This is a genomic window from Rhizobium sp. BK008, assembly GCF_014197345.1.
In the GTDB taxonomy this organism is placed as follows: domain Bacteria; phylum Pseudomonadota; class Alphaproteobacteria; order Rhizobiales; family Rhizobiaceae; genus Rhizobium; species Rhizobium anhuiense.
The window spans coordinates 2,026,194-2,050,962 of sequence record NZ_JACIFK010000001.1 but is presented as its reverse complement, the minus strand read 5'-3'; the positions used below and the strand labels follow the sequence as shown (position 1 = coordinate 2,050,962).

The following is a 24,769-nucleotide window of genomic DNA, read 5'->3' as shown; positions in this document are numbered from 1 at the left end:
GTCATGTAGACGCTTGCTTTTCCTTGATTTGCAGGGCTTTTGGGTTTCCGGCGGGCCTGATGAAACCTATTCTGCGCCTAGCTTACATTTGAGTCGTTTCATACCATTTAGAAAGGGGTGGAAACATGAACAAGAATGAACTCGTGTCCGCAGTAGCCGAAAAGGCAGGACTGACGAAGTCTGACGCGGCTTCCGCTGTTGACGCGGTTTTCGACGTTGTCCAGGCTGAACTCAAGAACAAGGGCGACATCCGCCTCGCGGGTTTCGGCAGCTTCACCGTTTCTCATCGCGCTGCAACGAAGGGCCGTAACCCGTCCACGGGCGCTGAAGTCGACATTCCGGCTCGCAACGTGCCGAAATTCACGCCCGGCAAGGGCCTGAAGGATGCCGTCAACGGCTGATCTGAGATTATCCGCCAACCGGAAACGAGACCGGTTGTGCAGGATTTGAGAGGGGGTTCGGCTTGCCGGACCCCTTTTGCTTTGCCGGACCTTTTTGCTTTGGTTGATCTTGCCGCCGCGCGGGCTTTGATCTACGACATTTCTGTTCTCAGGGCGGGGTGAAACTCCCCACCGGCGGTAAGGGTCTACAGCGCCGCGCGTCTTTTCAGACGCGCAAAGGACGCTGTAGCATTTTAAGTTGCTGCATAATTTTTCCCTTAAATCGGTTCCGATTTAAGGAAATTATCCAGTAGGCTCAAGCCCGCGAGCGCCTTCTCTCATGTCGAAGCGGGGGAGGGGTCAGCAGATCCGGTGCGATTCCGGAGCCGACGGTTAAAGTCCGGATGGAAGAGAATGAGTGTCGGCTGTGCGAAGGGCAGGGGTCTGCCCCGTGTCGCTTGGTCGTGGCTCATGCGTCCTGATTTATGTTGGTCCCTGGTTTCGGATGAGAGACATGAATCAGACTTCCCTAGCCGCAGAGCCGTCTCGCGCCGTTGTCGGCGCCCTCTGGATGGTCCTTGCCGGCATTGCTTTTTCGCTTCTCAACGTCGTCACCCAATGGCTGACGATGAAGCTTGCCTTCCCCTCGGCCCCGGCCGCCTTCTGGCAATATGGCTTCGCTTTCCTGTTCTCGCTGCCCTTCCTTCGCAGGCTCGGCCTTGCGGCGATGCGCACGCGCTATCCCTGGCGTCACCTGGCGCGCGTCGCACTTGCCGCGCTCGGCGTCGAGGCCTGGATCGCCGGCCTTGCTTCGGTGCCGATCTGGCAGGCGATCGCATTGGTGATGACCTCACCCTTCTTCATCATTCTGGGCGCCCGGCTTTTCCTTGGCGAGCGCGTCGGCCCGGCCCGCTGGGCGGCGACCGCGGCCGGTTTCACCGGAGCGATGATCATTCTGCAGCCCTGGTCGGACGGTTTTGGCTGGGCGGCTCTCCTGCCCGTGCTCTCGGCGCTATTATGGGGCGCCTCGTCGCTGATCACCAAGAGCCTGACGGGCATCGAACGACCGGAGACGATCACCGTCTGGCTGCTCGTGCTGCTGACGCCGATCAATGGCGGGCTGGCGCTCGCGGCAGGCTTTGCCGTGCCGACCGGGGCGACCCTTGCCCTGTTCCTGCTGGCGGGGCTTTTGACCGCGGCAGCCCAGTATTTCCTCACTCTTGCCTATGCCGCAGCCGATGCCGCCTATGTCCAGCCTTTCGACGATCTGAAGCTGCCGTTGAACGTGCTGGCCGGTTGGCTGTTCTTCGGTTATGCGCCGGCGGGTTATCTCTGGTTGGGAGCGGCTCTGATCCTCTCCGCGTCGCTTTTCATCATGCGAAACGAGATGCGCAGGGAGCGCAAACCCGCCTGAGGTGATCCGGCGAAAAATGCCGCCTCTGTCATGCCTCTGTCATGCCGCTCCCGCAGAAAACTCATGTTTCGAATATTCGACACATGGGGGATTTCATGACCATTTCATCGCGCAAGGCAGCGCTTGCTGCCGTGCTTCTCGCATCCGTCGCCTTTCCGGCCGCGGCCGAACCAGTTTTCAACCGCATCGCTTCCTTCCCGGTCGCCCAGAACCTGCCTGATGACAAGGACAAGCTGTCGGTCAGCTCCGCCGAAATCATCACTGCGACCGACGACGGCAACACGCTGATCTATAGCGACAGCCCGCTCGGCGCGATCGGCTTCATCGACATCACCGACGCCAAGGCTCCGAAAGCCGGCGGCGCTGTCATGATGGACGGTGAGCCGACCTCGGTCACCTCGAGCGCCGGCAAGGCGCTCGTCGCCGTCAACACCTCCGAAAGCAAGGCAAAGCCCTCGGGGCGTCTCGCGATCGTCGATGTCGCGACCAGGAAGATCGAGAGCACTTGCGATCTCGGCGGCCAGCCGGATTCGATCGCCCTCAACAAGGACAAGACGCTCGGCGCCATCGCCATCGAAAACGAGCGTGACGAAGAGGTCAATGACGGCAAGATCCCGCAGATGCCGGCCGGCGACCTCGTCGTCTTCCAGGTCAGGAACGGCACCGTCGATTGCGGCACCATCAAGCATGTGGCGCTGACCGGCCTTGCCGGCGTCGCCCCGGAGGATCCGGAGCCGGAATTCGTCGCCTTCAACGGGTTGAACGAGATTGCGCTGACGCTGCAGGAAAACAACGAGATTGTCATCATCGACGCCAATACGGCCGCGGTGAAGACGCATTTCTCCGCCGGCAGCGTCGATCTGACCGGCATCGACACCAAGCGTGACGGCGCCCTGAAATTTTCAGGCGAATCCAAGGGCGTGCTGCGCGAGCCCGACGCCGTGAAGTGGCTCGACGACAACCGCCTCCTCGTCGCCAATGAAGGCGACTACCAGGGCGGCTCGCGTGGTTTCACCATCTTCGACAAGACGGGCAAGCTTCTCTACGAATCGGGCGCATCCTTCGAACGCGCTGTCGCCCATATCGGCCACTATCCGGAAAGCCGGTCGGGATCGAAGGGCGTCGAGCCCGAAGGTCTCGAAGCCGCCAAATTCGGCGACGAGCAATATTTCTTCCTGCTCGCCGAACGCGCCTCGGTCGTCGGCGTCTATAAGGATACCGGCGCCGATCCCGAACTCGTCCAGTTGCTGCCGTCCGGCATTTCGCCGGAAGGCGCGATCGCCATTCCTGCGCGCAATCTGCTTGCGACCGCCAACGAACTCGACCTCGGCAAGGACGGCGGTGCGCGCTCGCATGTGATGATCTATGAGCGCTCGGAAGGCGAAAAGGCCTATCCGCAGATCGTCTCCGCCGACAAGGACGGCAATCCGATCGGCTTTGCAGCTCTTTCGGGTCTTGCTGCCGTTCCGGGCAAGCCGGGCATGCTCTATGCCGTCAGCGACAGCGTTCTCGGCTCGCAGCCGACGATCTACACGATCGATGCCAGCAAGAAGCCGGCCGTCATCACCGAGGCCCTTGTCGTCAGGCGTGACGGCGCTCCGGCCCAGAAGCTCGACATCGAAGGCATCGCGGCTGCCGCCGACGGCTCCTTCTGGCTCGCCTCGGAAGGCTACAGTGAACGTCTCGTTCCGCACGCCCTCTATAACGTCAATGCCAAGGGCGACATCAAGGCCGAGATCGCCCTGCCGAAGGAGCTTGCCGCCAACGAAATCCGCTACGGCTTCGAAGGCGTGACCATTGTCGGCACCGGTGACGATACGACACTCTGGATGGCGGTGCAGCGCGAGTGGGGTGACGACGAGAAGGGCTTCGTCAAGCTCGTCTCCTACAATCCGAAGAGGAAGGAATGGGGCGCCGTGCGCTATCCGCTCGACAAGACGGAAAGCGGCTGGGTCGGCCTGTCGGAAATCTCGGCCCAGGGCGACAGCGTCTACATCATCGAGCGCGACAACCTGGTCGGCGATGCCGCCAGGCTGAAGAAGCTCTACAAGGTCGCGATATCGGAGCTGAAGCCCGCCAAGCTTGGCGGTGCACTGCCGGTCGTCAAGAAGACCGAAGCACACGACTTCCTCGGTGAACTCAAGACCGCGACCAACGGCTATGTGCTCGACAAGCTCGAAGGCTTCACCTTCGACGCCTCGGGCAAACCCTACGCGGTCACCGACAATGACGGCGTCAGCGACTCCTCCGGCGAGACACTGTTCTTCCCGGTCGAGCTGAATGCGACAAACTGAAACCTGCCCCTCGCCCTAGCCCTCTCCCCGTAAAACGGGGAGAGGGGACGTGCCCTGCGAGAGGTATACGGGGAACGGAGGCGTTGCGGCATGGTCCCTTCACCCCGCGAGCGTGGAGAAGGTGGCGGAAGCCGGATGAGGGGCCATCTGGCCTCCCCAGCAAAGAATCAGCACTCCAACCCTACCAGCGCTGATGCACATGCGGCGCGATCAGCCGCTCGTAGATCTCGCGGGTTGCGGCCATGATGTCGGCCGAAAGCGGGGCAAGGTCGGCGGCGGCGGCGTTGGCTCTGGCTTGCTCGGCATTGCGGGCGCCGGGGATGACGACGGTGACGGCTTCAGCCATCAGGATCCAGCGGAGCGCGAAGGCGGCCATCGTGGCGCCTGCGGGCACCAGCTTGCGCACCTCTTCCACCGCCTGCAGGCCGACCTCGAAGGGCACGCCGGCGAAGGTCTCGCCGACATCGAAGGCCTCGCCGTGACGATTGAAATTACGGTGGTCGTCGCTGGCAAAGTGCGTGTCTCGGGTGATCTTGCCGGAGAGGAGACCGCTTGCGAGCGGCACGCGGGCGATGATCGCCACGTTCTTGCGGCGCGCCTCTTGGAAGAACAGGTGGTCGGGGCGCTGGCGGAAGACGTTGTAGATGATCTGGATGCTGACGACGCCGGGATATTCGATCGCCTTCAACCCGTCCTCGACCTTTTCGACGCTGACGCCGTAACCCTTGATCTTGCCGGCCTTCTGCAGCGCGTCCAGGCTCTCGAAGACCTCCGGTTGGTAAAGCACCTCGCGCGGCGGGCAGTGCAGTTGCACGAGGTCGAGGCTGTCGACCACGAGGTTCTTGAGGCTGCGATCGATGAAGCCTTCGAGATTGGCCGTGGTGTAGCCTTCGGCGACATGCGGGTTGAGGCGGCGGCCGGCCTTGGTGGCGACCATCGGGCGGGCGCCGCCGCGCGTCTTCAGCACGTCGGCGATGATTTTTTCCGAGCGGCCGTCGCCGTAGACATCAGCCGTATCGATGAATGTCATGCCGGCATCGAGTGCGGCATTCAGGGCGGCGCGTCCGTCCGCCTCGCTGATATCGCCCCAGGAGCCGCCGATCTGCCAGGCGCCGAAGCCGACATTGGTGACGGTGAAGGGCATGCGGCCAAAAGCATGGTGTTTCATGAAAAATCCTCCCTACTGCATGTCGCCTGAAACTGTGTAGGGATAACGACATGCATAAAAACAAAGAGCCAAGGCGCGTCGCATGAAGCAAGCGCGATGCGATGCGCTTTGGTGATGAAAGACATTGGAATTATCAGTCGGGCGACTTTGCGGCAATTGTCGATCCGGCTTTGATTGGCCGCCTCGATGAAATATCGTTCCGCCACAAGGCTTCAACCGCAATGAATGGAAAAGGAAAGATCATGGAGATCAAACCCGCCGGCTCTCGCCCCTCGACGAAGCCACCGGCCGACTATTTCACCGGCGCCGTCCGCCAGGATCCGCTGATGGAAGCGCCGGCGCCGGCCCGGGCGAGGGCGGTCTCCGTCACCTTCGAACCCGGCGCCCGCACGGCCTGGCATACGCATCCGCTCGGCCAGACACTGATCGTCACATCAGGCAAGGGCCTCGCCCAGAGCTGGGGCGGGGACATCCGCGAAATCCGCCCCGGCGATACCGTCTGGTTCGCACCTGATGAAAAACATTGGCACGGTGCTGCCCCGGATACGGCGATGACGCATATTGCCGTGCACGAGGCGCTGGACGGCAGCCATGTCGACTGGATGGAAAAGGTCAGCGACGAGCAATATTCCGGCAAAGTGTGAGCGGATCAGAGCCGTTTCAGGCAATAGGAAAAATGCGCGTGCGATTCGACCGTCAGGAACTCGAATTGCCAGCCGTAATCCTTGCAGAACTTGGTGACCGCCTCGACGACGCCATAGACGATCGGTTTGACCGTATTGCCGGTGCAGAAATCATGCCCGGCAATGCGCCCCGTCCGCTTCACCTTCTTGTCACAGAGCAGCAGTTCCTGCCAGGTGAGGTCGAAGGAATGGTCGGTATCGATATAGGCCCAGTCGAGGAAATCGTCCTCGAATTCGGCAAGCTTCTCCAGCGATGTGCCTTGCATCAGGTGCAACCGGCCGGCCGCGATCTCGGCCGCGAAGTTCGTGTGGATCGCGTCTAACCCGGAGCTGTAGCGATCCATCGACCAGGGATCGATGAGGTAGAGCTGCGCCGGACGGTTCTTTTCCAGGATCTCCGCCGTATATTCGCCGAAGGCTGCGCCGACCTCGACGCCGATGCCGCCGTTCGGGATGCGATAGAGCAATTCGCCGCGGTCCGGCAGCAGCCGGGCGTTTTCCATATGATGGGCGCTGAGCGGCGTGCGCGGCATGCTCGCCCGGAGCGCCTGCCTTTCTTCACGTGTCTTCATCTCTGATCTCGGGATTGCGGGCGACGACGGCCCTGATGCGGTTTGACGGGAAGGTAGGAGCGACTGGTGCCGATGACAACCGCATGACGGGAATTTGCTTCTTTTCGACAAACCGCTAAGTTCCATCTGTGAACTGACGAAAAAGCCTCGGGAGGAGCGATTTCATGAGACGCATGTGGCCTGAAGAATTCAACGCCATCATCAGCGGTGCTGAGGAGGTGATGTTGGAAACACCAGCCGAGGCCGGCGAAGCGCCTCTGCAGCGCAAGGCGCTGAAGGCGCGAATCACCATGCAGGATTATGAGCGGATCTGGCCGCTCGCCGAGATGCGCTTCCGGCTTGGCGAAAGGGATGGCAAGGCCATCACCCTGATCACCACCAATCCCCATTACCACGCCTGGCACCCGAAGGACGGCGGCAGCGTCGATTCCGTGTCGGACAGCGGCCGCCATTACAAGACGGATTATCTCATCGTGCACTTCCTGCTCGACGATGTGAAGGAAACGTCTCCCGCCTGAGGCTGTGGCCCGGTGCGGCCGGAAGCCGCACCGGCGTCCTGTGGAAGCCAAGTTGATCCCGACGCTGATGACAACGGCGGCGATATCGCTAACTTGGGCGAACCATATCCTTACGAATTGGAGGTTCCCGTGACAGGCAACGTGCTGGATATCCCGGTCAAGACTGTGGATGGTCGCGAGACCACGCTCAACGAATACAAGGGCAGGGTGCTCCTGGTCGTCAATGTCGCCTCGAAATGCGGGCTCACGCCGCAATATGAGGGGCTGGAAAAGCTCTATGGCGAAAAGCGCGAGCGCGGCTTCGTCATCGCCGCTTTCCCCGCCAACGACTTCAAGGGCCAGGAACCCGGCACCGACGCCGAGATCCTCGACTTCTGCACCAGCGCCTATGACGTCACCTTCCCGATCTTCTCGAAGATCTCGGTCAAGGGCGAGGCGCAGCATCCGCTTTACCGGCAACTGACCAAATCGGGTGTCGCGACGACCGGCGACGGACCGATGCGCGAGCGCCTGAAATCCCACGGCATGACAGGCGGCGACGAGGACGACATCCTCTGGAACTTCGAAAAATTCCTGATCGGCCGCGACGGCAGAGTCGCCGCCCGTTTCGCGCCTGACGTGACCGCAGATGATTCGCGGCTGGTTTCGGCGGTGGATAAGGAATTGGCGAAGAGATGAAGGCCCTCGGGCGACACCAGTGGCGTCTGGACTGCGATGAGTGCTCGGCCGGTGTTCAGATCCCAAGCACGGTCACAAGCGGGGGCGTAAAGTCCTTGTAGCCCAGTCTCGGCCAGTCACACCTTCTGTCGAATCGCGTTTTTGGTTCGTGGCGCTGGCATTTCGGATTCGTCTTGAAGGCGTATCCGGGCAGGCTGACATAGATGGCACTTGGCGTACAAAGGGCAATAGCGATGCACAGCGTCAAGGCGGAGCACAGGGCCTTCATGGCACACCTCCAGGCGTCGTAAGCCTTTAAGCGCGGAAACTTTCCGGGCGGCAAATATTCCCACTTTTGCCGAGCCCCATCCATTCGCCCAATAGGAGGTGGCGCGGCGGCCAGGAGTAGTCCATTTTGGTGGAGTGCTGTCGCGATGGCGCGCATCTGAAGCTGCCGGGCGTAACGCCTTACTGCGCCGGAACGTCTCGCCGAATGCCGCCTCGAGAATGTAGACCCGCCCACAATTCGGATCATGCGGCGAGCCGGGCATCGGCCAGCCGATTGCACCGGGCACGGAGAATCGTGACAACCGACAGGCGGCGTATGGGGTTTAGGAAGGATCACCGTTTCGCTTTGCGTCGATCCACCGGAAGACGATTCGCAGCTGGTTTCGGCGGTGGATCAACAACTGGCGAAGCGTAACGATGAGTGCCCGCCAGACGGAAGGCGTACCCATCACCCCAATCACGCAATCACTTCTGCTTCAGAGAAAATGAGAAGGCGCATCGGGCGCCGCTCATAAATGAGACGCGGTTCTGGAAAAACGAAAACCTATATTCATCGCCACTTTGACCGCTGTCTCTAAAAGATGCGGGGAATCGGCTGATTTTGCTGAAGACGCCGCGCTGGCTGGCTTTCATGATTTCCAGGCTGCAGGCTGAATTGTCGGCATCGACCGAAAAAACAATCGGCAGATCCGACTGCATTCTCAGGAGATATGTTCTGGCTTCGCGGCCCGGAGTTTCTCCCGACGTCGTCATCGTCTGGTCTCCGACAGACAGGAACACCTCTTGCGCGGGCTCCTTGGCAATGCACGGCGGCGCAGCCACGCTGGCGAGAAGCAGTGCGGAGGTGATGGCAACGATTTTCATGAGGTGTCTCCTGACCGGAACACCTTGCACAGATCGCGAGCGCATTAGCGAGCGAATTCGGAATCCCGAATCGGATGGACAAGCAGCGGGAAAGTTTGGAAATGGTGGGCGATGAGAGACTCGAACTCCCGACATCCTCGGTGTAAACGAGGCGCTCTACCAACTGAGCTAATCGCCCATCGCAAACGAAGCCGGATCGGCCTGCCGCGTTGGTGGCCGTGATCTATGCGGAACGCGGCAAAACCGCAAGAGTGTTTGTGAAGATTTTTTGATTTTTTTGGTGGTGCTCCCGTGTCTTGCCCCGTGTCTTGCCCCGTGTCTGGCAATGCCGCTTAGGTTCGGCTCGGCTGTGGAAAAGTGAGGGGAGGGTGGCGAGCATCTCCGTTTCGAAGGCGCTGCGTCTGCGCCTGAGCATCGCTGCGGAACACGGAAGTGCCGGCTTTTGTTCGTCTGGCACCCAACCCGCCGAAACATTTCACAGACTGTCATGGTTTTGTCTCCAAACCTGCTTGACACTAAAAGACGAACCCCGTAGTTAGCCGCTCATCGAAACGGGCAGCCGTTTTGGTGAGGGTGCGAAGGCATCCGGACTGCTTGAAATGAATTGCGGGTGTAGCTCAGTTGGTTAGAGTGCCGGCCTGTCACGCCGGAGGTCGCGGGTTCGAGCCCCGTCACTCGCGCCATTTCAAGTCTTTGTAAAACGCAAATGCGATTTGTCGTTTGTCCGGTTTTCTTCATCCTCGCGGCCGCCAATGGCCGATCATATGCGCGGGTGTAGCTCAGTCGGTTAGAGTGCCGGCCTGTCACGCCGGAGGTCGCGGGTTCGAGCCCCGTCACTCGCGCCATTTTCTTCCGAAAGCCATGCAGTTTCCAATGGTCAGACATGCAGCTTCAGGCAGCTTGCGTGGATTTGTCGCGACATCGTTGCATCTGCTTGATAATGTCCGCGCGCGACGCGTCGAATTGCCTCTGTAAATCTCTTGCGCCGGGGCGTCGGCTGCGCTAACCACGGCTTGTTGCAACGCACGTTCGCTTGCCGGGCATTTGCCCAAATGCGCGCCTGGCGCCTCCGGCAAGCAGGGATGAACATGATGACTGAACTGCTCAGTTCTTATATTCCGATCGCTATCTTCATCGCTATCGCGCTCGTTATCGGCCTGGCGCTGCTCATTGCGCCGTTCGCCGTGGCTTTCAAAGCGCCTGATTCGGAAAAGCTCTCGGCTTACGAATGCGGCTTCAACGCGTTCGACGACGCCCGCATGAAGTTCGACATCCGCTTCTACCTCGTGTCGATCCTCTTCATCATCTTCGACCTCGAAGTCGCCTTCCTCTTCCCCTGGGCCGTTTCCTTCGGCGCCATCGGCTGGTTCGGCTTCTGGTCCATGATGGTCTTCCTTCTCGTGCTGACCATCGGCTTTATCTATGAATGGAAGAAGGGAGCCCTGGAATGGGAGTAGCCCCTGTGAGCAATCAGCCCCTCGTCGCCCAGCAGCCGAAGGGGATCATCGATCCCTCGACCGGCAAGCCGATCGGCAGCAACGACGCCTTCTTCGGCGAGATCAACAATGAGCTCGCCGACAAGGGTTTCCTTGTCACCTCGACCGACGAGCTGATCAACTGGGCCCGCACGGGCTCGCTGATGTGGATGACCTTCGGTCTGGCCTGCTGCGCCGTCGAAATGATGCAGCTGTCGATGCCGCGCTACGACGTCGAGCGCTTCGGCTTTGCGCCACGCGCCTCGCCGCGCCAGTCCGACGTGATGATCGTCGCCGGCACGCTGACCAACAAGATGGCGCCGGCGCTACGCAAGGTCTATGACCAGATGCCCGAGCCGCGCTACGTCATCTCGATGGGCTCCTGCGCCAATGGCGGCGGCTATTATCACTATTCCTATTCGGTGGTGCGCGGTTGCGACCGCATCGTGCCGATCGACATCTACGTGCCGGGCTGTCCCCCCACGGCGGAGGCGCTGCTTTACGGCGTGCTTCTGCTGCAGAAGAAGATCCGGCGTACCGGCACGATCGAACGCTAAGGGTTAAGGACAAGGCAATATGAGTGAAGCCCTGACTGAGCTTGCGTCCTACCTTGGTGAAGCGCGCGGCAACCTGGTCGCCGCATCGCAGACGAAGTATGGCGAGCTGACGGTGACGACGACGGGTGAAAACCTGGTCGCGCTGCTGACTTTTTTGCGCGACGACGCCAAATGCGGTTTCGTCAACCTGATCGATATTTGCGGCGTCGACTGGCCGCAGCGCGAGCTGCGTTTCGATGTCGTCTATCATCTGCTGTCGCCGAAGAAGAACCTGCGCATCCGCGTCAAGGTCGCGACCGACGAAGATACGCCAGTTCCCTCGGCCTGCGCCGTCTATCCCGGCGCCGACTGGTTCGAGCGCGAGACCTGGGATATGTACGGCGTGCTCTTCACCGGTCACCCGGACCTGCGCCGCATCCTGACCGACTACGGTTTCGAAGGCCACCCGCTGCGCAAGGACTTCCCGACGACAGGTTTCGTCGAGGTCCGTTACGACGACGCCGCGAAACGCGTCGTGTACGAGCCGGTCGAGTTGAAGCAGGAATTCCGCAACTTCGACTTCATGTCGCCATGGGAAGGCACCGACTATGTGCTGCCCGGTGATGAAAAAGCGAAGCAATAAATTAAAGGCGGCTGGCGGCTTTCGCCGCCACTCATCGGTTATCTGAGAACGCGAGCCATCGCCATGACAGAACATAACGTCCGCAACTTCAACATCAACTTCGGACCGCAGCATCCGGCGGCGCATGGCGTTCTTCGTCTTGTCCTGGAGCTTGACGGCGAAATTGTGGAGCGGGTTGATCCGCATATCGGCCTGTTGCATCGCGGCACCGAGAAGCTGATCGAGACCAAGACCTATCTTCAGGCCGTGCCCTATTTCGATCGCCTCGACTATGTCGCGCCGATGAACCAGGAGCATGCCTATGCGCTGGCCGTCGAAAAGCTGCTCGGCATCGAGATCCCGATCCGCGGCCAGCTGATCCGCGTGCTCTATTCGGAAATCGGCCGCATCCTCTCGCATCTTCTGAACGTCACCACGCAGGCCATGGACGTCGGGGCGCTGACGCCGCCGCTCTGGGGCTTCGAAGAGCGTGAAAAGCTGATGGTGTTTTACGAGCGCGCCAGCGGTTCGCGCATGCACGCTGCTTATGTCCGCCCGGGCGGCGTCCATCAGGACCTGCCGGAACAGCTCGTGCAGGATATCGGCGACTGGTGCGACCCCTTCCTGAAGGCGCTCGACGACATCGACGACCTGCTCACCGGCAACCGCATCTTCAAGCAGCGCAACGTCGATATCGGCGTCGTCTCGCTGGAAGACTGCTGGGCCTGGGGCTTTTCCGGCGTCATGGTGCGCGGTTCGGGCGCTGCCTGGGATCTGCGCCGCGCCCAGCCTTATGAATGTTATTCCGATCTCGAATTCGACATTCCGATCGGCAAGAACGGCGACAACTACGACCGCTACCTGATCCGCATGATCGAGATGCGCGAATCGGTCCGCATCATGAAGCAATGCGTCAATCGCCTGCTGTCCGATGCCAAGACCGGCGCCTTCTCGTCGATCGACGGCAAGGTCGTACCGCCGAAGCGCGGCGAGATGAAGCGCTCGATGGAAGCGCTGATCCACCACTTCAAGCTCTATACCGAAGGCTACCACGTGCCGGCCGGCGAAGTGTACGCCGCCGTCGAGGCGCCGAAGGGCGAGTTCGGCGTCTATCTCGTCTCCGACGGCTCCAACAAGCCTTATCGCTGCAAGATCCGCGCGCCGGGTTATGCCCATCTGCAGGCGATGGACTTCATGTGCCGCGGCCATCAGCTTGCCGACGTCGCGGCCGTGCTCGGCTCGCTCGACATCGTCTTCGGCGAGGTGGACCGCTGATGCAGCTTCTGCCGCTGGCCGTCGCATTCCTTCTTTCGGCATCCGGAGTTTCGGCTCAGGAGGCCGATAGCCTCGGCACGCCGCTGGGCCATAAGGAAGAGACGCCGCCGGCGCAGCAATCGTCCATGGGCGAGCTTTTGTCCAAGGGCTATCAGATCAAGGCTGCCGTTCCGAACGGCGGCAAATTCGTAGTGTTTATGCAGAAAGACCAGTCGGCCTATGCCTGCGAAATGCAGTCTTTGACCGCTTCGCGGTGTGGAACCCTAAACTGACAAGGCGTGAGAAAGAATGTCCGTTCGTCGATTAGCCGAAGATCAATTTCAGCCTGCCGCATTCGCCTTCAGCGATGAGAATGCGGTCTGGGCGGACAAGACGATCCAGAAATACCCCGCCGGCCGCCAGCAATCGGCGGTCATTCCGCTATTGATGCGGGCGCAGGAGCAGGACGGTTGGGTCACGCGCGCGGCGATCGAAAAGATCGCCGACATGCTCGACATGGCCTATATCAGAGTGCTCGAGGTCGCGACCTTCTATACGCAGTTCCAGCTGCATCCTGTCGGCACGCGCGCCCATGTCCAGGTCTGCGGCACGACGCCCTGCATGCTGCGCGGCTCGGAAGCGCTGATGTCGGTCTGCAAGAGCAAGATCCATGCCCATGCCTTCGAGCGCAATGCCGAAGGCACGCTGTCCTGGGAAGAGGTCGAATGTCTCGGGGCCTGCGTCAACGCGCCGATGGTGATGATCGGCAAGGACACCTATGAGGACCTGACGCCAGAGCGTCTCGAAGAGATCATCGACGTCTTTGCCGCCGGCAATGGCGCCAGCATCAAGCCCGGCACCCAGATCGACCGGATATTTTCAGCGCCCGAAGGCGGCCCGACCTCGCTGACGACGGAAGAGCCGAAGGCCAGGACGCGCGCCAAGAAGGCCGATGCCGAAACCGTGTCGGCTCCGGTCGATGCCGCGCCGGTTCCGCCTTCCGAGGCCGCCCGCCCGAAGAGCACCGATGCCGAGACCAATGCAGCGCTGAAGACGCCGGCAACCGCACCGAAGGCGGCGGCGAAGAACGCCAAGGCCGCCGAAGAGCAGCCGATATCGGGCACGGCGGCTGCCGAACCGGCGCCGAAAGCTACCGTCAAGGCCGAAGCCGCCCCGTCGGCCAAGCCTTCCCTAACCGACAAGAACCGTCCGTCCGGCATCGAAAAGCCCGCAGCCCCGGATGATCTGAAGATGATCTCGGGCGTCGGTCCGAAGATCGAGGCGACGCTGAACGAAATCGGCATCTTCACCTTCGCGCAGGTCGCGGGCTGGAAGAAGGCCGAACGCGAATGGGTCGACGGCTACCTGAACTTCCGCGGCCGCATCGAGCGCGATGACTGGGTCAAGCAGGCCAAGGCGCTCGCCAAGGGCGGGGAAGCGGAATATATCAAGGTCTTCGGCAAGAAGCCGCGGTAAGAGGTGAAGCATGTTACAAGATAAAGACCGCATCTTTACCAACATCTACGGCCTCAAGGACAAGTCCCTGAAGGGCGCGATGAGCCGCGGCCACTGGGACGGCACCAAGCAGATCCTCGAAAAGGGCCGTGACTGGATCATCAACGAGATGAAGGCATCCGGCCTTCGCGGTCGCGGCGGCGCTGGCTTCCCCACGGGTCTCAAATGGTCCTTCATGCCGAAGGAAAGCGACGGACGCCCGCATTACCTCGTCGTCAACGCCGACGAATCCGAGCCCGGTACCTGCAAGGACCGCGACATCATGCGCCACGATCCGCATACGCTGATCGAAGGCTGCGTCATCGCGAGCTTCGCCATGGGCGCCAATGCGGCCTACATCTATGTGCGCGGCGAATATATAAGAGAGCGCGAGGCGCTGCAGGCGGCGATCGACGAATGCTATGATTACGGCCTGCTCGGCAAGAACAACAAGCTCGGCTGGGACATGGACATCTTCGTCCATCATGGCGCCGGCGCCTATATCTGCGGCGAGGAAACCGCGCTGCTCGAAAGCCTCGAAGGCAAGAAGGGCCAGCCGCGCCTGAAGCCGCCATTCCCGGCCAATATGGGCCTCTACGGCTGCCCGACGACTGTCAACAACGTCGAATCGATCGCTGTTGCACCGACGATCCTGCGCCGCGGCGCCGGCTGGTTCTCCGCCATCGGCCGCCCGAACAATGTCGGCACCAAGCTGTTCATGCTCTCCGGCCACGTCAACAAGCCGTGCACGGTCGAAGAGGAAATGGGCATCACCTTCCGCGAGCTGGTCGATCGCCACGCCGGCGGCATCCGCGGCGGCTGGGACAATCTGCTCGCCGTCATTCCGGGCGGCGCATCCTGCCCGATCGTTCCGGCCAAGGACATCATCGACTGCCCGATGGATTTCGACGGCTTGCGCGGCGTCGGCTCCTCCTTCGGCACGGCGGCGGCGATCGTCATGGACAAGTCCACCGACGTCATCAAGGCGATCGCCCGCATCTCCGCCTTCTTCAAGCACGAGAGCTGCGGTCAGTGCACGCCGTGCCGCGAAGGCACGGGCTGGATGTGGCGGGTGATGGAACGCATGGCCAAGGGCAATGCCCAGAAGCGCGAAATCGACATGCTGTTCCAGGTGACCAAGCAGATCGAAGGCCACACCATCTGTGCGCTGGGCGACGCAGCCGCATGGCCGGTGCAGGGTCTGATCCGTAACTTCCGTCCCGAGATCGAAAAGCGCATCGACCAGTATACGGCGAGCGCGCTCGATCACGGCGCGGTTCTGGAGGCGGCTGAATAATCATGGCGGACAATGCATCCAAGGCTGGGAAGAAGGAAGAAGTCGCCGATTTCGCGGCCGGTTTCGGCCGCCTTGCCGCCGAGATGCTTGAAAATGCACAGGCGATGCCGGTGCATCCGCTGATGGCGCATCCGGCTGCAGCCTTTGCCGCGGCAACGGCGATCGGCTTCGGTTTCTCGACGCAGATGGCCGGCGCCTTCTTCGGCGCCTGGCAGAGCGCCCTGGAAACCACGAGCAAAGTCGCTGCCGCTCTCGATGACACGCCGCCGGACGAGCCGGCGCCCGATGTCGAAATCCGGCCGGAGAATATTCGCCCTGCCGTCAAGGCTTTCACCAAGCCGGCGGCCGGGAAGAAGGCAGGGCCGACACTGACTGTCGTCAGGCCGGTCAGCGAACCGATCCCGGCCAGCCAGACGAAGCCGGTCACTGAAGCGAAGCCGGTCACTGAAGCGAAGTCTGTCGGCCAAACGAAGTCGGTTAGCGATACGAAGCCGGGCCAGCTGAAGCCGGCCGTGAAGGCAAGACCGGCTGCGCGGGCTGTCAAGGCCGACGATCTCAAGCTGATCGCCGGCATCGGCCCGAAGCTGGAGCAGGTGCTGAACGCCAAGGGTATTCGCAGCTTCGCCGAGATTGCCGCCTGGACCGACGCGGAAATCGCCCGGCTCGACGCCGAACTCGGCTTCAACGGCCGCATCGGCCGTGACGACTGGACCGGTCAGGCAAAAGTTCTGGCAGGGCGAGGCCGCAGGAAGAAATGAACTGTCCGGCCGTGTCAATCGGCCGGAAGAATGGGCAGATCGGCGGACGGGCGGGGGCCTTTCGATGCCGGTGCGGGTTCCGGGTCTGGAACGCGTGACAGAGAATTTCGGCGACATCCGGTGTCGGCAGGACGAAAGATCCGGCTTGGCAATGAGAATGTTGCAAAAATGGGTTTGTTTGCCGTCATCAGGCAAACGGGAAACAGGACTGAGCGACGATGGCAAAACTGAAGATTGACGGCAACGAGATCGAAGTTCCGGATCATTTCACGCTATTGCAGGCGTGTGAGGATGCCGGCGCCGAGGTTCCGCGCTTCTGCTTCCACGAGCGCCTGTCGGTTGCCGGCAATTGCCGCATGTGCCTCGTCGAGGTGAAGGGTGGCCCGCCGAAGCCGCAGGCTTCCTGCGCCATGAGCGTGCGCGACATTCGCGGCGGCCCGAACGGCGAACTGCCCGAGGTCTTCACCAACACCCCGATGGTCAAGAAGGCCCGCGAAGGCGTGATGGAATTCCTGCTGATCAACCATCCGCTGGATTGCCCGATCTGCGACCAGGGCGGCGAATGCGACCTGCAGGACCAGGCGATGGCCTTCGGCATCGACACCTCGCGCTATCAGGAAGACAAGCGCGCCGTCGAAGACAAGTATATCGGCCCGCTCGTCAAGACGGTGATGAACCGCTGCATCCACTGCACGCGCTGCGTTCGCTTCACGACGGAGGTTGCCGGCATTTCCGAACTCGGCCTGATCGGCCGTGGCGAGGATGCCGAGATCACCACCTATCTCGAACAGGCGATGACCTCCGAGCTGCAGGGCAACGTCGTTGACCTTTGCCCGGTCGGCGCGCTCACCTCCAAGCCCTTCGCCTTCACCGCGCGCCCGTGGGAATTGAACAAGACCGAATCAATCGACGTCATGGATGCCGTCGGTTCGGCGATCCGCGTCGACACCCGTGGCCGCGAAGTCATGCGAATCCTGCCGCGCGTCAACGAGGCGATCAACGAAGAGTGGATCTCAGACAAGAGCCGCTTCATCTGGGACGGACTGAAGACCCAGCGCCTCGATCGGCCCTATGTGCGCCGCGACGGCCGCCTGCAGCCCGCCACCTGGGCCGAAGCCTTCGGCGCCATCAAGGCCGCCGTCAGCGCCACTTCGGGCGACAAGATCGGCGCGATCGCGGGCGATCTCGCTTCCGTCGAGGAAATGTATGCGCTCTCCGAACTGGTGAAGTCGCTGGGCTCGACCAATCTCGACTGTCGCCAGGATGGGGCGGCACTCGATCCGTCGCTCGGCCGCGCAAGCTACCTGTTCAACCCGACCATTTCGGGCATCGACCAGGCCGATGCGCTGTTGATCATCGGCGCCAATCCGCGCTTCGAGGCGGCGATCCTCAACGCCCGCATCCGCAAGCGCTGGCGCCGCGGCAAGTTCCCGATCGGCGTGATCGGCGAGCCGGGCGAACTGCGCTACAGCTATGATTACCTCGGTGGCGGTCCCGACACGCTGAAGGATCTGATCGACGGCAACCACGCTTTCGCCGATGTGCTGAAGAACGCCGCCAAACCGATGATCATCATCGGCCAGGGCGCGCTGTCGCGCAGCGACGGCGCCGGCGTTCTCGCCAGTGCCGCCAAGCTTGCCGGTTCGGTCGGCGCGGTCGTCGAGGGCTGGAACGGCTTTGCCGTCCTCCATACCGCAGCGTCGCGTGTCGGCGGCCTCGACCTCGGCTTCGTGCCGGGTGCTGCCGGCGCCAATGCCGCCGAAATGCTGAGCGCGATGGACGTGCTCTTCCTGCTCGGCGCCGACGAACTCGATTTCGCCGCCAAGAAGGCCAGGCTCACCGTCTATATCGGCTCGCATGGCGACAACGGCGCGCATCATGCCGACGTCATCCTGCCGGCTGCAGCCTATACCGAAAAGTCCGGCACCTGGGTCAACACCGAGGGCCGCGTCCAGATGGGCAACCGCGCCGGCTTTGCGCCGGGCGACGCCCGCGAAGACTGGGCGATCATCCGCGCCCTGTCCGACGTGCTCGGCAAGAAGCTTCCCTTCGATTCGCTGAGCGAACTGCGCGTCCGGCTCTATGCCGCTTTCCCGCATTTCGCTGCCATCGACGAGATCGCCGAAAGCGATAGCGCCCAAATTGCCGCAGTTGCGAAAAAAGCCGGCAAGATGAACAAGTCAGGGTTTGCGTCGCCGGTCAAAGACTTCTATTTGACGAACCCGATAGCGCGCGCCTCGGCTGTCATGGCGGAGTGCTCGGCATTGGCCCGCAACAACTTCAAAGTCGCGGCAGAGTAAGGGCAGGGGACTATGGATTCTTTCTTTTCGACCTATGTCTGGCCGGCGATCATCATGATCGGTCAATCGCTGCTGCTTCTGGTCTGCCTGCTCGTCTTCATCGCCTATGTGCTGCTTGCCGACCGCAAGATCTGGGCGGCCGTGCAGCTGCGCCGCGGCCCGAATGTCGTCGGCCCCTTCGGCCTGTTCCAGTCCTTCGCCGACCTTCTGAAGTTCGTCTTCAAGGAGCCGATCATTCCGGCCGGCGCCAACAAGGCGGTGTTCCTGCTGGCCCCGCTGGTGACGGTGCTTCTGGCGCTGTCCACCTGGGCCGTGGTGCCGCTCGCCGACGGATGGGTGATCGCCAACATCAATGTCGGCATCCTCTATATTTTCGCCATCTCCTCGCTCGAGGTTTACGGCATCATCATGGGCGGCTGGGCTTCGAACTCGAAGTATCCGTTCCTCGGCGCGCTGCGATCGGCGGCCCAGATGGTCTCCTATGAAGTCTCGATCGGCTTCGTCATCGTCACCGTGCTTCTCTGCGTCGGCTCGCTGAACCTGACCGATATCGTCAATGCCCAGCATACCGGCCTTGGCACCATGCTCGGCCTGCCGTCGTCGTTCCTCGACTGGCACTGGCTGTCGCTCTTCCCGATGTTCATCATCTTCTTCATTTCCGCACTTGCCGAGACGAACCGTCCGCCCTTCGACCTGCCGGAAGCCGAATCGGAACTCGTCGCCGGCTTCATGGTCGAATACGGTTCCTCGCCATACATGATGTTCATGCTCGGCGAATATGCGGCCGTCGTCCTGATGTGCTCGCTGACGACCATCCTGTTCCTCGGTGGCTGGCTGCCACCGGTCGATTTCTGGCTCATCAATTGGGTGCCGGGCATCATCTGGTTCATGCTGAAGGCCTGCTTCGTGTTCTTCATGTTCGCGATGGTCAAGGCTTTCGTTCCGCGTTACCGCTACGACCAGCTCATGCGCCTCGGCTGGAAGGTCTTCCTGCCGCTGTCGCTCGCCATGGTCGTCATCGTTGCATTCGTGCTGAAACTGACGGGTTGGGCATGATCATGTCCGCTCTCGTTTCCGGCAAAATTGGAGGTTGAAGATGGCAAGCTTGTCCGGCTCCATCAGCTCGCTGTTTCTCAAGGAATTCGTCGGCGCGTTCTTCTTGTCGATGCGCTATTTCTTCCGCCAGAAGGCGACGATCAACTATCCCTTCGAAAAGGGCCCGGTCTCCCCGCGTTTCCGCGGCGAGCATGCGCTGCGCCGTTATCCGAACGGCGAGGAACGCTGCATCGCCTGCAAGCTCTGCGAGGCGATCTGTCCTGCCCAGGCGATTACCATCGAGGCGGGTCCGCGCCGCAATGACGGCACGCGCCGCACGGTGCGTTACGACATCGACATGGTGAAGTGCATCTATTGCGGCTTCTGCCAGGAAGCCTGCCCGGTCGACGCGATCGTCGAAGGCCCGAATTTCGAATTTGCGACGGAAACCCGCGAAGAACTCTATTTCGACAAGGCGCGGCTTCTGGACAACGGAGACCGGTGGGAGCGCGAAATCGCCCGCAACATCGCGATCGACTCGCCGTACCGCTGATTGAGATTTGAAATGCCGCGATGGAGCAACGGCTACGATCGCGGTCAATATGCACAGGAGCTTTGACGGTTCGCGCCGCGCAAAGCTCTATCGGGCAGGGAAACTCCCGGCTGCCCGGGGGAAGATGAAAAAGGCACCAACATGGGTCTGCAGGCTCTATTTTTCTATCTTTTCGCCTTTGTCGCGGTGGCGTCGGCGTTCATGGTCATCTGGGCGAAGAACCCGGTTCACTCGGTTCTGTTCCTGATCCTGGTGTTCTTCAACGCGGCCGGCCTCTTCCTGCTGCTCGGTGCCGAATTCCTGGCGATGATCCTGCTGGTCGTCTATGTCGGCGCCGTCGCCGTGCTCTTCCTCTTCGTGGTGATGATGCTCGATATCGACTTCACCGAACTGAGGGCCGGCGTTCTCGAATATGCGCCGATCGGCGGGCTGATCGGGGTGATCCTGGCGGCCGAACTGATCGTCGTCATCGGCGGCAGCGTGATTTCGCCTGAGATCGCCAAATCGGTCGCCATGCCGATACCGGCATTGACGGAGCGCACCAATACGGCCGCCCTCGGCGACGTGCTCTACACCAACTACGTCTATTTCTTCCAGATCGCCGGTCTGGTGCTGCTGGTGGCCATGATCGGCGCGATCGTGCTGACGCTCAGGCACCGCACCAACATCAAGCGGCAGAATATCCCCCGGCAGGTTGCCCGCACGCCCGCCACCGCCGTCGAGGTGGTGTCGGTCAAGCCCGGGCAGGGCGTCTAAAGGCAGGTCAAGGAACAAAGAACATGGTCATCGGACTTTCCCACTACCTGACGGTCAGCGCCATCCTCTTCACGCTCGGCGTCTTCGGCATCTTCCTCAACCGGAAGAACGTCATCGTCATCCTGATGTCGATCGAACTGATCCTGCTTGCCGTCAACATCAACATGGTCGCCTTCTCCTCCTTCCTGAACGACATCGTCGGCCAGGTCTTCGCGCTGTTCATCCTGACGGTCGCGGCAGCCGAAGCGGCGATCGGTCTTGCAATTCTCGTTGTCTTCTACCGCAACCGCGGCTCGATCGCGGTCGAAGACGTCAATATGATGAAGGGCTGAGTGGCTCATGTTCCTCTATAAGGCTATCGTCTTTCTTCCCTTGATCGGTGCGATCGTCGCCGGCCTCTTCGGCCGCGCCATCGGCGCCAAGGCTTCGGAATATGTCACCAGCGGCCTGATGATCATCGCCGCCATCCTGTCCTGGATCGTCTTCTTCACCGTCGGCATGGGCCACGCCGAAGGCGGCCCGATCAAGGTCGAGGTGCTGCGCTGGATCCAGTCCGGCGGCATCGACGTCTCCTGGTCGCTGCGCGTGGATACGCTGACCTCGGTCATGCTGATCGTCGTCAACACGGTCTCGACGCTGGTGCATGTCTATTCGATCGGTTACATGCACACCGATCCCCATCGCCCGCGCTTCTTTGCCTATCTCTCGCTCTTCACCTTCGCCATGCTGATGCTGGTGACCGCCGACAACCTTGCCCAGATGTTCTTCGGCTGGGAAGGCGTCGGTCTCGCCTCCTATCTGCTGATCGGCTTCTGGTTCAAGAAGCCGTCGGCGACGGCGGCGGCGATGAAGGCCTTCATCGTCAACCGCGTCGGCGACTTCGGCTTCGTGCTTGGCATTGCCGGCGTCTTCGTGCTGTTCGGCTCGATCAATTTCGACACGATCTTCGCCAATGCCTCGAACTTCGCCCCGCATGAAGGCGGCGGCGAGGCGGGCGAGGTGATCCTCAACCTCTTCGGCATGCAGCTCGACAAGGCGCATGCCCTGACCGGCATCTGCCTGCTGCTGTTCATGGGCGCGATGGGCAAGTCGGCGCAGTTCCTGCTGCACACCTGGCTGCCGGACGCCATGGAAGGCCCGACTCCGGTCTCGGCCCTCATCCATGCCGCCACCATGGTCACCGCCGGCGTCTTCCTCGTCGCCCGCATGTCGCCGCTGTTCGAACTGTCGCCGGATGCGCTCGTCGTCGTCACCGTGATCGGCGCGATCACCGCCTTCTTCGCGGCCACCGTCGGCCTGGTGCAGAACGACATCAAGCGCGTCATCGCCTATTCCACCTGCTCGCAGCTCGGCTACATGTTCGTGGCGCTCGGGGTAGGGGCCTATGGCGCGGCGATCTTCCATCTCTTCACCCATGCCTTCTTCAAGGCGCTGCTCTTCCTCTGCGCCGGCTCGGTCATCCACGCCGTCGATGGCGAGCAGGACATGCGCTACATGGGCGGCCTGTGGCCGCACATCAAAGTTACAGCCGGCCTCATGATCATCGGCACGCTGGCGATCACCGGTGTCGGCATTCCCTTCACGCCGTTCGGTCTTGCCGGCTTCTTCTCCAAGGACGTGATCATCGAGGCGACCTATGCATCGCATTCGCCGGTCGCGGGCTTTGCCTTCTCGCTGCTGGTCATCGCGGCTCTGTTTACGAGCTTCTATTCCTGGCGCCTGATCTTCATGACCTTCTTCGGCAAGCCGCGCGCTTCGCACGAGGTCATGCACCACGTTCACGAGTCGCCGCAGGTCATGCTGGTGCCGCTCTATATCCTCGCGCTCGGCGCGGTGCTTGCGGGCGTGATCTTCGAAGGCCGGTTCTATGGCGAGGAATATGCCGAGTTCTGGAAGGGCGCGCTCTTTACCGGCGCCGAGAACGAACTGGTCGAAGAGTTCCACCATGTGCCGGCGCTCGTGGCTTTGAGCCCGTTCATCGCCATGGTGCTCGGCTTCGTCACGGCTTGGTACATGTATATCCGCTCGCCGCAGACGCCGCGCATCCTCGCGCAGCAGCATCGCGTGCTCTACCAGTTCCTGTTGAACAAGTGGTATTTCGACGAGCTCTACGACTTCCTCTTCGTCCGCACCGCCAAGGCGCTCGGCCGCTTCCTGTGGAAGAAGGGTGATGTCGGCGTCATCGACACCTACGGCCCGAACGGCGTCGCCGCCCGCGTCGTCGCCGTCACCGACCGCGTCGTCCGCCTGCAGACCGGTTACCTCTATCACTACGCCTTTGCCATGCTGATCGGCATTGCGGCGCTCGTTACCTGGATGATGCTCGGGAGTTCCTTCTGATGACCGATTGGCCTATTCTTTCAACGGTCACCTTCCTGCCGCTCGTCGGCGTGGTGCTCCTGCTATTGATGAACGGCGAGAGCGAAACCGGCCGGAAGAACGTGCTGTGGATCTCGCTGATCACCACCGTCTTCACCTTCGTCGTCTCGCTCCTGATCTGGACCGGCTTCGACAACGCGAATCCGGGCTTCCAGATGGTCGAGAAGCATAACTGGCTCGGCACCGGCATCGGCTACCACGTCGGCGTCGACGGCATCTCGATGCTGTTCGTCATCCTGTCGACCTTCCTCATGCCCTTCTGCGTGCTGGCGAGCTGGCTCTCGATCGAGAAGCGACTGAAGGAATATATGATCGCCTTCCTCATCCTGGAAACGATGATGGTCGGCGTCTTCGTCTCACTCGATATCGTGCTGTTCTACGTCTTCTTCGAAGCGGGCCTCATTCCTATGTTCCTGATCATCGGCGTGTGGGGCGGCAAGGACCGCGTCTATGCGAGCTACAAGTTCTTCCTCTATACGCTGCTCGGCTCGGTGCTGATGCTGCTCGCCATCATGGCGATGTATTGGCAGGCCGGCACGACCGACATCACCGCGCTGCTCGCCTACAAATTCCCGCCGGCGCTGCAGACCTGGTTATGGCTTGCCTTCTTCGCCTCCTTCGCGGTGAAGATGCCGATGTGGCCGGTCCATACCTGGCTTCCCGATGCCCACGTTCAGGCGCCGACGGCAGGCTCGGTGATTCTGGCCGGCGTGCTCCTGAAGCTCGGCGGCTACGGTCTTATCCGCTTCTCGCTCGGCATGTTCCCGGTCGCCTCCGATTATTTCGCGCCGCTCGTCTTCGCCATGTCGGTGATTGCCATCATCTATACCTCGCTGGTGGCGATGATGCAGGACGACATCAAGAAGCTGATCGCCTATTCCTCCGTGGCTCATATGGGCTACGTGACCATGGGCATCTTTGCGGCCAACATGCAGGGCGTTCAGGGCTCGATCTTCCAGATGCTGTCGCACGGCATCGTCTCCGGCGCGCTCTTCCTCTGCGTCGGCGTCGTCTACGACCGCACGCATACCCGCGAGATCAACGCCTATGGCGGCCTCGTCAACAACATGCCGAAATATGCCGTCGCGATGATGGTCTTCACCATGGCCAATGTCGGGCTTCCCGGCACGTCGGGCTTCATCGGCGAATTCCTGACGCTGATGGGCGTCTTCCGGGTCAACACCTGGGTCGCGCTCTTTGCCGCCACCGGCGTCATCCTCTCGGCTGCCTACGCGCTCTGGCTTTATCGCCGGGTGATCTTCGGCGCGCTGGAGAAGGAGAAGCTGAAGGCGCTGCTCGATCTGTCGCCGCGTGAGCAACTGATCCTTTACCCGCTGGTCGCGCTGACCATCTTCTTCGGCGTTTACCCGGCTCCGGTCTTCGATGCGACGGCCGCCTCGGTGGATCTGCTGGTCAACAACTACACGGCCGCCGTGCACGCAGCGCAGAATGTTGCGCTGTCTATGAAATGA

The 24,769-nt window shown here is 61.5% G+C and carries 25 protein-coding genes, 3 tRNA genes and 1 riboswitch; of the genes, 23 read left to right on the top strand and 5 right to left on the bottom strand.

What is annotated here, in order from left to right; all coding sequences use genetic code 11:
- Positions 1–125: 125 nt before the first annotated feature.
- From hupB to FHT69_RS10085, 3 genes are all read left to right on the top strand, one after another.
- On the top strand, positions 126–401 hold the full coding sequence (hupB, locus tag FHT69_RS10095; protein ID WP_003558438.1) for a DNA-binding protein HupB: 276 nt from the start codon (positions 126–128) through the stop codon (positions 399–401).
- A gap of 140 nt (positions 402–541) precedes the next feature.
- A riboswitch (FMN riboswitch) is annotated at positions 542–800 on the top strand.
- A 94-nt stretch (positions 801–894) separates the two neighbouring features.
- A complete protein-coding gene (locus FHT69_RS10090) occupies positions 895–1,794 on the top strand; it encodes a DMT family transporter (RefSeq protein WP_127430626.1) in 900 nt (299 codons plus the stop codon).
- A 95-nt stretch (positions 1,795–1,889) separates the two neighbouring features.
- Positions 1,890–4,088, top strand: coding sequence for an esterase-like activity of phytase family protein (locus tag FHT69_RS10085; RefSeq protein ID WP_127430625.1), 2,199 nt, complete (start codon positions 1,890–1,892; stop codon positions 4,086–4,088).
- Between the two features lie 181 nt (positions 4,089–4,269).
- On the opposite strand, the gene FHT69_RS10080 is transcribed toward FHT69_RS10085, so the two are convergent.
- Positions 4,270–5,256, bottom strand: coding sequence for an aldo/keto reductase (locus tag FHT69_RS10080; protein WP_183905282.1), 987 nt, complete (start codon positions 5,254–5,256; stop codon positions 4,270–4,272).
- 242 nt (positions 5,257–5,498) lie between these two features.
- Here FHT69_RS10080 and FHT69_RS10075 point away from each other — a divergent pair, with 242 nt between their 5' ends.
- Positions 5,499–5,900, top strand: coding sequence for a cupin domain-containing protein (locus FHT69_RS10075; RefSeq protein WP_245294555.1), 402 nt, complete (start codon positions 5,499–5,501; stop codon positions 5,898–5,900).
- Positions 5,901–5,905: 5 nt separating this feature from the next.
- On the opposite strand, the gene FHT69_RS10070 is transcribed toward FHT69_RS10075, so the two are convergent.
- Positions 5,906–6,511, bottom strand: a complete 606-nt coding sequence (locus FHT69_RS10070; RefSeq protein ID WP_047616496.1) for a class I SAM-dependent methyltransferase — start codon at positions 6,509–6,511, stop codon at positions 5,906–5,908.
- A 164-nt stretch (positions 6,512–6,675) separates the two neighbouring features.
- On the opposite strand from FHT69_RS10070, the gene FHT69_RS10065 reads away from it, so the two are divergent.
- Both FHT69_RS10065 and FHT69_RS10060 read left to right on the top strand, forming a co-directional pair.
- Complete coding sequence (locus FHT69_RS10065; RefSeq protein ID WP_097543023.1) at positions 6,676–7,029, top strand: hypothetical protein; 354 nt, start codon at positions 6,676–6,678, stop codon at positions 7,027–7,029.
- Between the two features lie 129 nt (positions 7,030–7,158).
- Complete coding sequence (locus FHT69_RS10060; RefSeq protein ID WP_047616651.1) at positions 7,159–7,707, top strand: glutathione peroxidase; 549 nt, start codon at positions 7,159–7,161, stop codon at positions 7,705–7,707.
- Between the two features lie 55 nt (positions 7,708–7,762).
- Here FHT69_RS10060 and FHT69_RS34640 read toward each other — a convergent pair whose 3' ends face one another.
- From FHT69_RS34640 to FHT69_RS10050, 3 genes are all read right to left on the bottom strand, one after another.
- The gene (locus FHT69_RS34640; protein ID WP_048338652.1) at positions 7,763–7,975 is read right to left on the bottom strand and encodes a hypothetical protein; all 213 of its coding nucleotides are present in this window, start codon (positions 7,973–7,975) and stop codon (positions 7,763–7,765) included.
- Positions 7,976–8,439: 464 nt separating this feature from the next.
- Positions 8,440–8,838 carry a hypothetical protein gene (locus FHT69_RS10055; RefSeq protein ID WP_127430623.1) on the bottom strand — a complete coding sequence of 133 codons (399 nt, stop codon included), beginning with the start codon at positions 8,836–8,838 and terminating at the stop codon, positions 8,440–8,442.
- Positions 8,839–8,940: 102 nt separating this feature from the next.
- Positions 8,941–9,016: transfer RNA gene (locus FHT69_RS10050), tRNA-Val, on the bottom strand.
- A gap of 428 nt (positions 9,017–9,444) precedes the next feature.
- On the opposite strand from FHT69_RS10050, the gene FHT69_RS10045 reads away from it, so the two are divergent.
- From FHT69_RS10045 to FHT69_RS09965, 17 genes are all read left to right on the top strand, one after another.
- Positions 9,445–9,521: transfer RNA gene (locus FHT69_RS10045), tRNA-Asp, on the top strand.
- Positions 9,522–9,606: 85 nt separating this feature from the next.
- Positions 9,607–9,683: transfer RNA gene (locus tag FHT69_RS10040), tRNA-Asp, on the top strand.
- Between the two features lie 246 nt (positions 9,684–9,929).
- On the top strand, positions 9,930–10,295 hold the full coding sequence (locus FHT69_RS10035) for an NADH-quinone oxidoreductase subunit A (protein ID WP_010055493.1): 366 nt from the start codon (positions 9,930–9,932) through the stop codon (positions 10,293–10,295).
- Positions 10,286–10,870: a NuoB/complex I 20 kDa subunit family protein gene (locus FHT69_RS10030; protein WP_003578567.1), complete on the top strand. Its 585-nt coding sequence runs from the start codon at positions 10,286–10,288 to the stop codon at positions 10,868–10,870. The genes FHT69_RS10035 and FHT69_RS10030 overlap by 10 nt, the downstream gene beginning before the upstream one ends.
- A 19-nt stretch (positions 10,871–10,889) precedes the next feature.
- Positions 10,890–11,492 (top strand): NADH-quinone oxidoreductase subunit C, encoded by a 603-nt coding sequence (locus tag FHT69_RS10025; protein WP_047616504.1) that lies wholly within the window; start codon positions 10,890–10,892, stop codon positions 11,490–11,492.
- 63 nt (positions 11,493–11,555) lie between these two features.
- The gene (locus FHT69_RS10020) at positions 11,556–12,746 is read left to right on the top strand and encodes an NADH-quinone oxidoreductase subunit D (protein ID WP_183905281.1); all 1,191 of its coding nucleotides are present in this window, start codon (positions 11,556–11,558) and stop codon (positions 12,744–12,746) included.
- Positions 12,746–13,018 (top strand): hypothetical protein, encoded by a 273-nt coding sequence (locus tag FHT69_RS10015; RefSeq protein WP_097595125.1) that lies wholly within the window; start codon positions 12,746–12,748, stop codon positions 13,016–13,018. The genes FHT69_RS10020 and FHT69_RS10015 overlap by 1 nt, the downstream gene beginning before the upstream one ends.
- A 16-nt stretch (positions 13,019–13,034) precedes the next feature.
- Positions 13,035–14,201 (top strand): NADH-quinone oxidoreductase subunit E, encoded by a 1,167-nt coding sequence (locus FHT69_RS10010; RefSeq protein ID WP_047616510.1) that lies wholly within the window; start codon positions 13,035–13,037, stop codon positions 14,199–14,201.
- Between the two features lie 10 nt (positions 14,202–14,211).
- Positions 14,212–15,516, top strand: coding sequence for an NADH-quinone oxidoreductase subunit NuoF (gene nuoF / locus FHT69_RS10005; protein WP_003547378.1), 1,305 nt, complete (start codon positions 14,212–14,214; stop codon positions 15,514–15,516).
- Positions 15,517–15,518: 2 nt separating this feature from the next.
- Positions 15,519–16,274, top strand: a complete 756-nt coding sequence (locus tag FHT69_RS10000) for a hypothetical protein (protein ID WP_063474304.1) — start codon at positions 15,519–15,521, stop codon at positions 16,272–16,274.
- A gap of 218 nt (positions 16,275–16,492) precedes the next feature.
- A complete protein-coding gene (gene nuoG / locus FHT69_RS09995; protein WP_183905280.1) occupies positions 16,493–18,574 on the top strand; it encodes an NADH-quinone oxidoreductase subunit NuoG in 2,082 nt (693 codons plus the stop codon).
- A 12-nt stretch (positions 18,575–18,586) separates the two neighbouring features.
- Positions 18,587–19,630 carry an NADH-quinone oxidoreductase subunit NuoH gene (gene nuoH / locus FHT69_RS09990; RefSeq protein ID WP_047616518.1) on the top strand — a complete coding sequence of 348 codons (1,044 nt, stop codon included), beginning with the start codon at positions 18,587–18,589 and terminating at the stop codon, positions 19,628–19,630.
- A gap of 40 nt (positions 19,631–19,670) precedes the next feature.
- Positions 19,671–20,162 carry an NADH-quinone oxidoreductase subunit NuoI gene (gene nuoI, locus FHT69_RS09985; RefSeq protein ID WP_003547385.1) on the top strand — a complete coding sequence of 164 codons (492 nt, stop codon included), beginning with the start codon at positions 19,671–19,673 and terminating at the stop codon, positions 20,160–20,162.
- Positions 20,163–20,303: 141 nt separating this feature from the next.
- Positions 20,304–20,918, top strand: a complete 615-nt coding sequence (locus FHT69_RS09980; protein ID WP_047616520.1) for an NADH-quinone oxidoreductase subunit J — start codon at positions 20,304–20,306, stop codon at positions 20,916–20,918.
- A 23-nt stretch (positions 20,919–20,941) separates the two neighbouring features.
- Positions 20,942–21,250 carry an NADH-quinone oxidoreductase subunit NuoK gene (nuoK, locus tag FHT69_RS09975; RefSeq protein ID WP_003547388.1) on the top strand — a complete coding sequence of 103 codons (309 nt, stop codon included), beginning with the start codon at positions 20,942–20,944 and terminating at the stop codon, positions 21,248–21,250.
- 7 nt (positions 21,251–21,257) lie between these two features.
- Positions 21,258–23,258, top strand: coding sequence for an NADH-quinone oxidoreductase subunit L (gene nuoL, locus FHT69_RS09970; RefSeq protein WP_047616522.1), 2,001 nt, complete (start codon positions 21,258–21,260; stop codon positions 23,256–23,258).
- The gene (locus FHT69_RS09965; RefSeq protein WP_047616524.1) at positions 23,258–24,769 is read left to right on the top strand and encodes an NADH-quinone oxidoreductase subunit M; all 1,512 of its coding nucleotides are present in this window, start codon (positions 23,258–23,260) and stop codon (positions 24,767–24,769) included. Before nuoL ends, FHT69_RS09965 begins: the two co-directional genes overlap by 1 nt.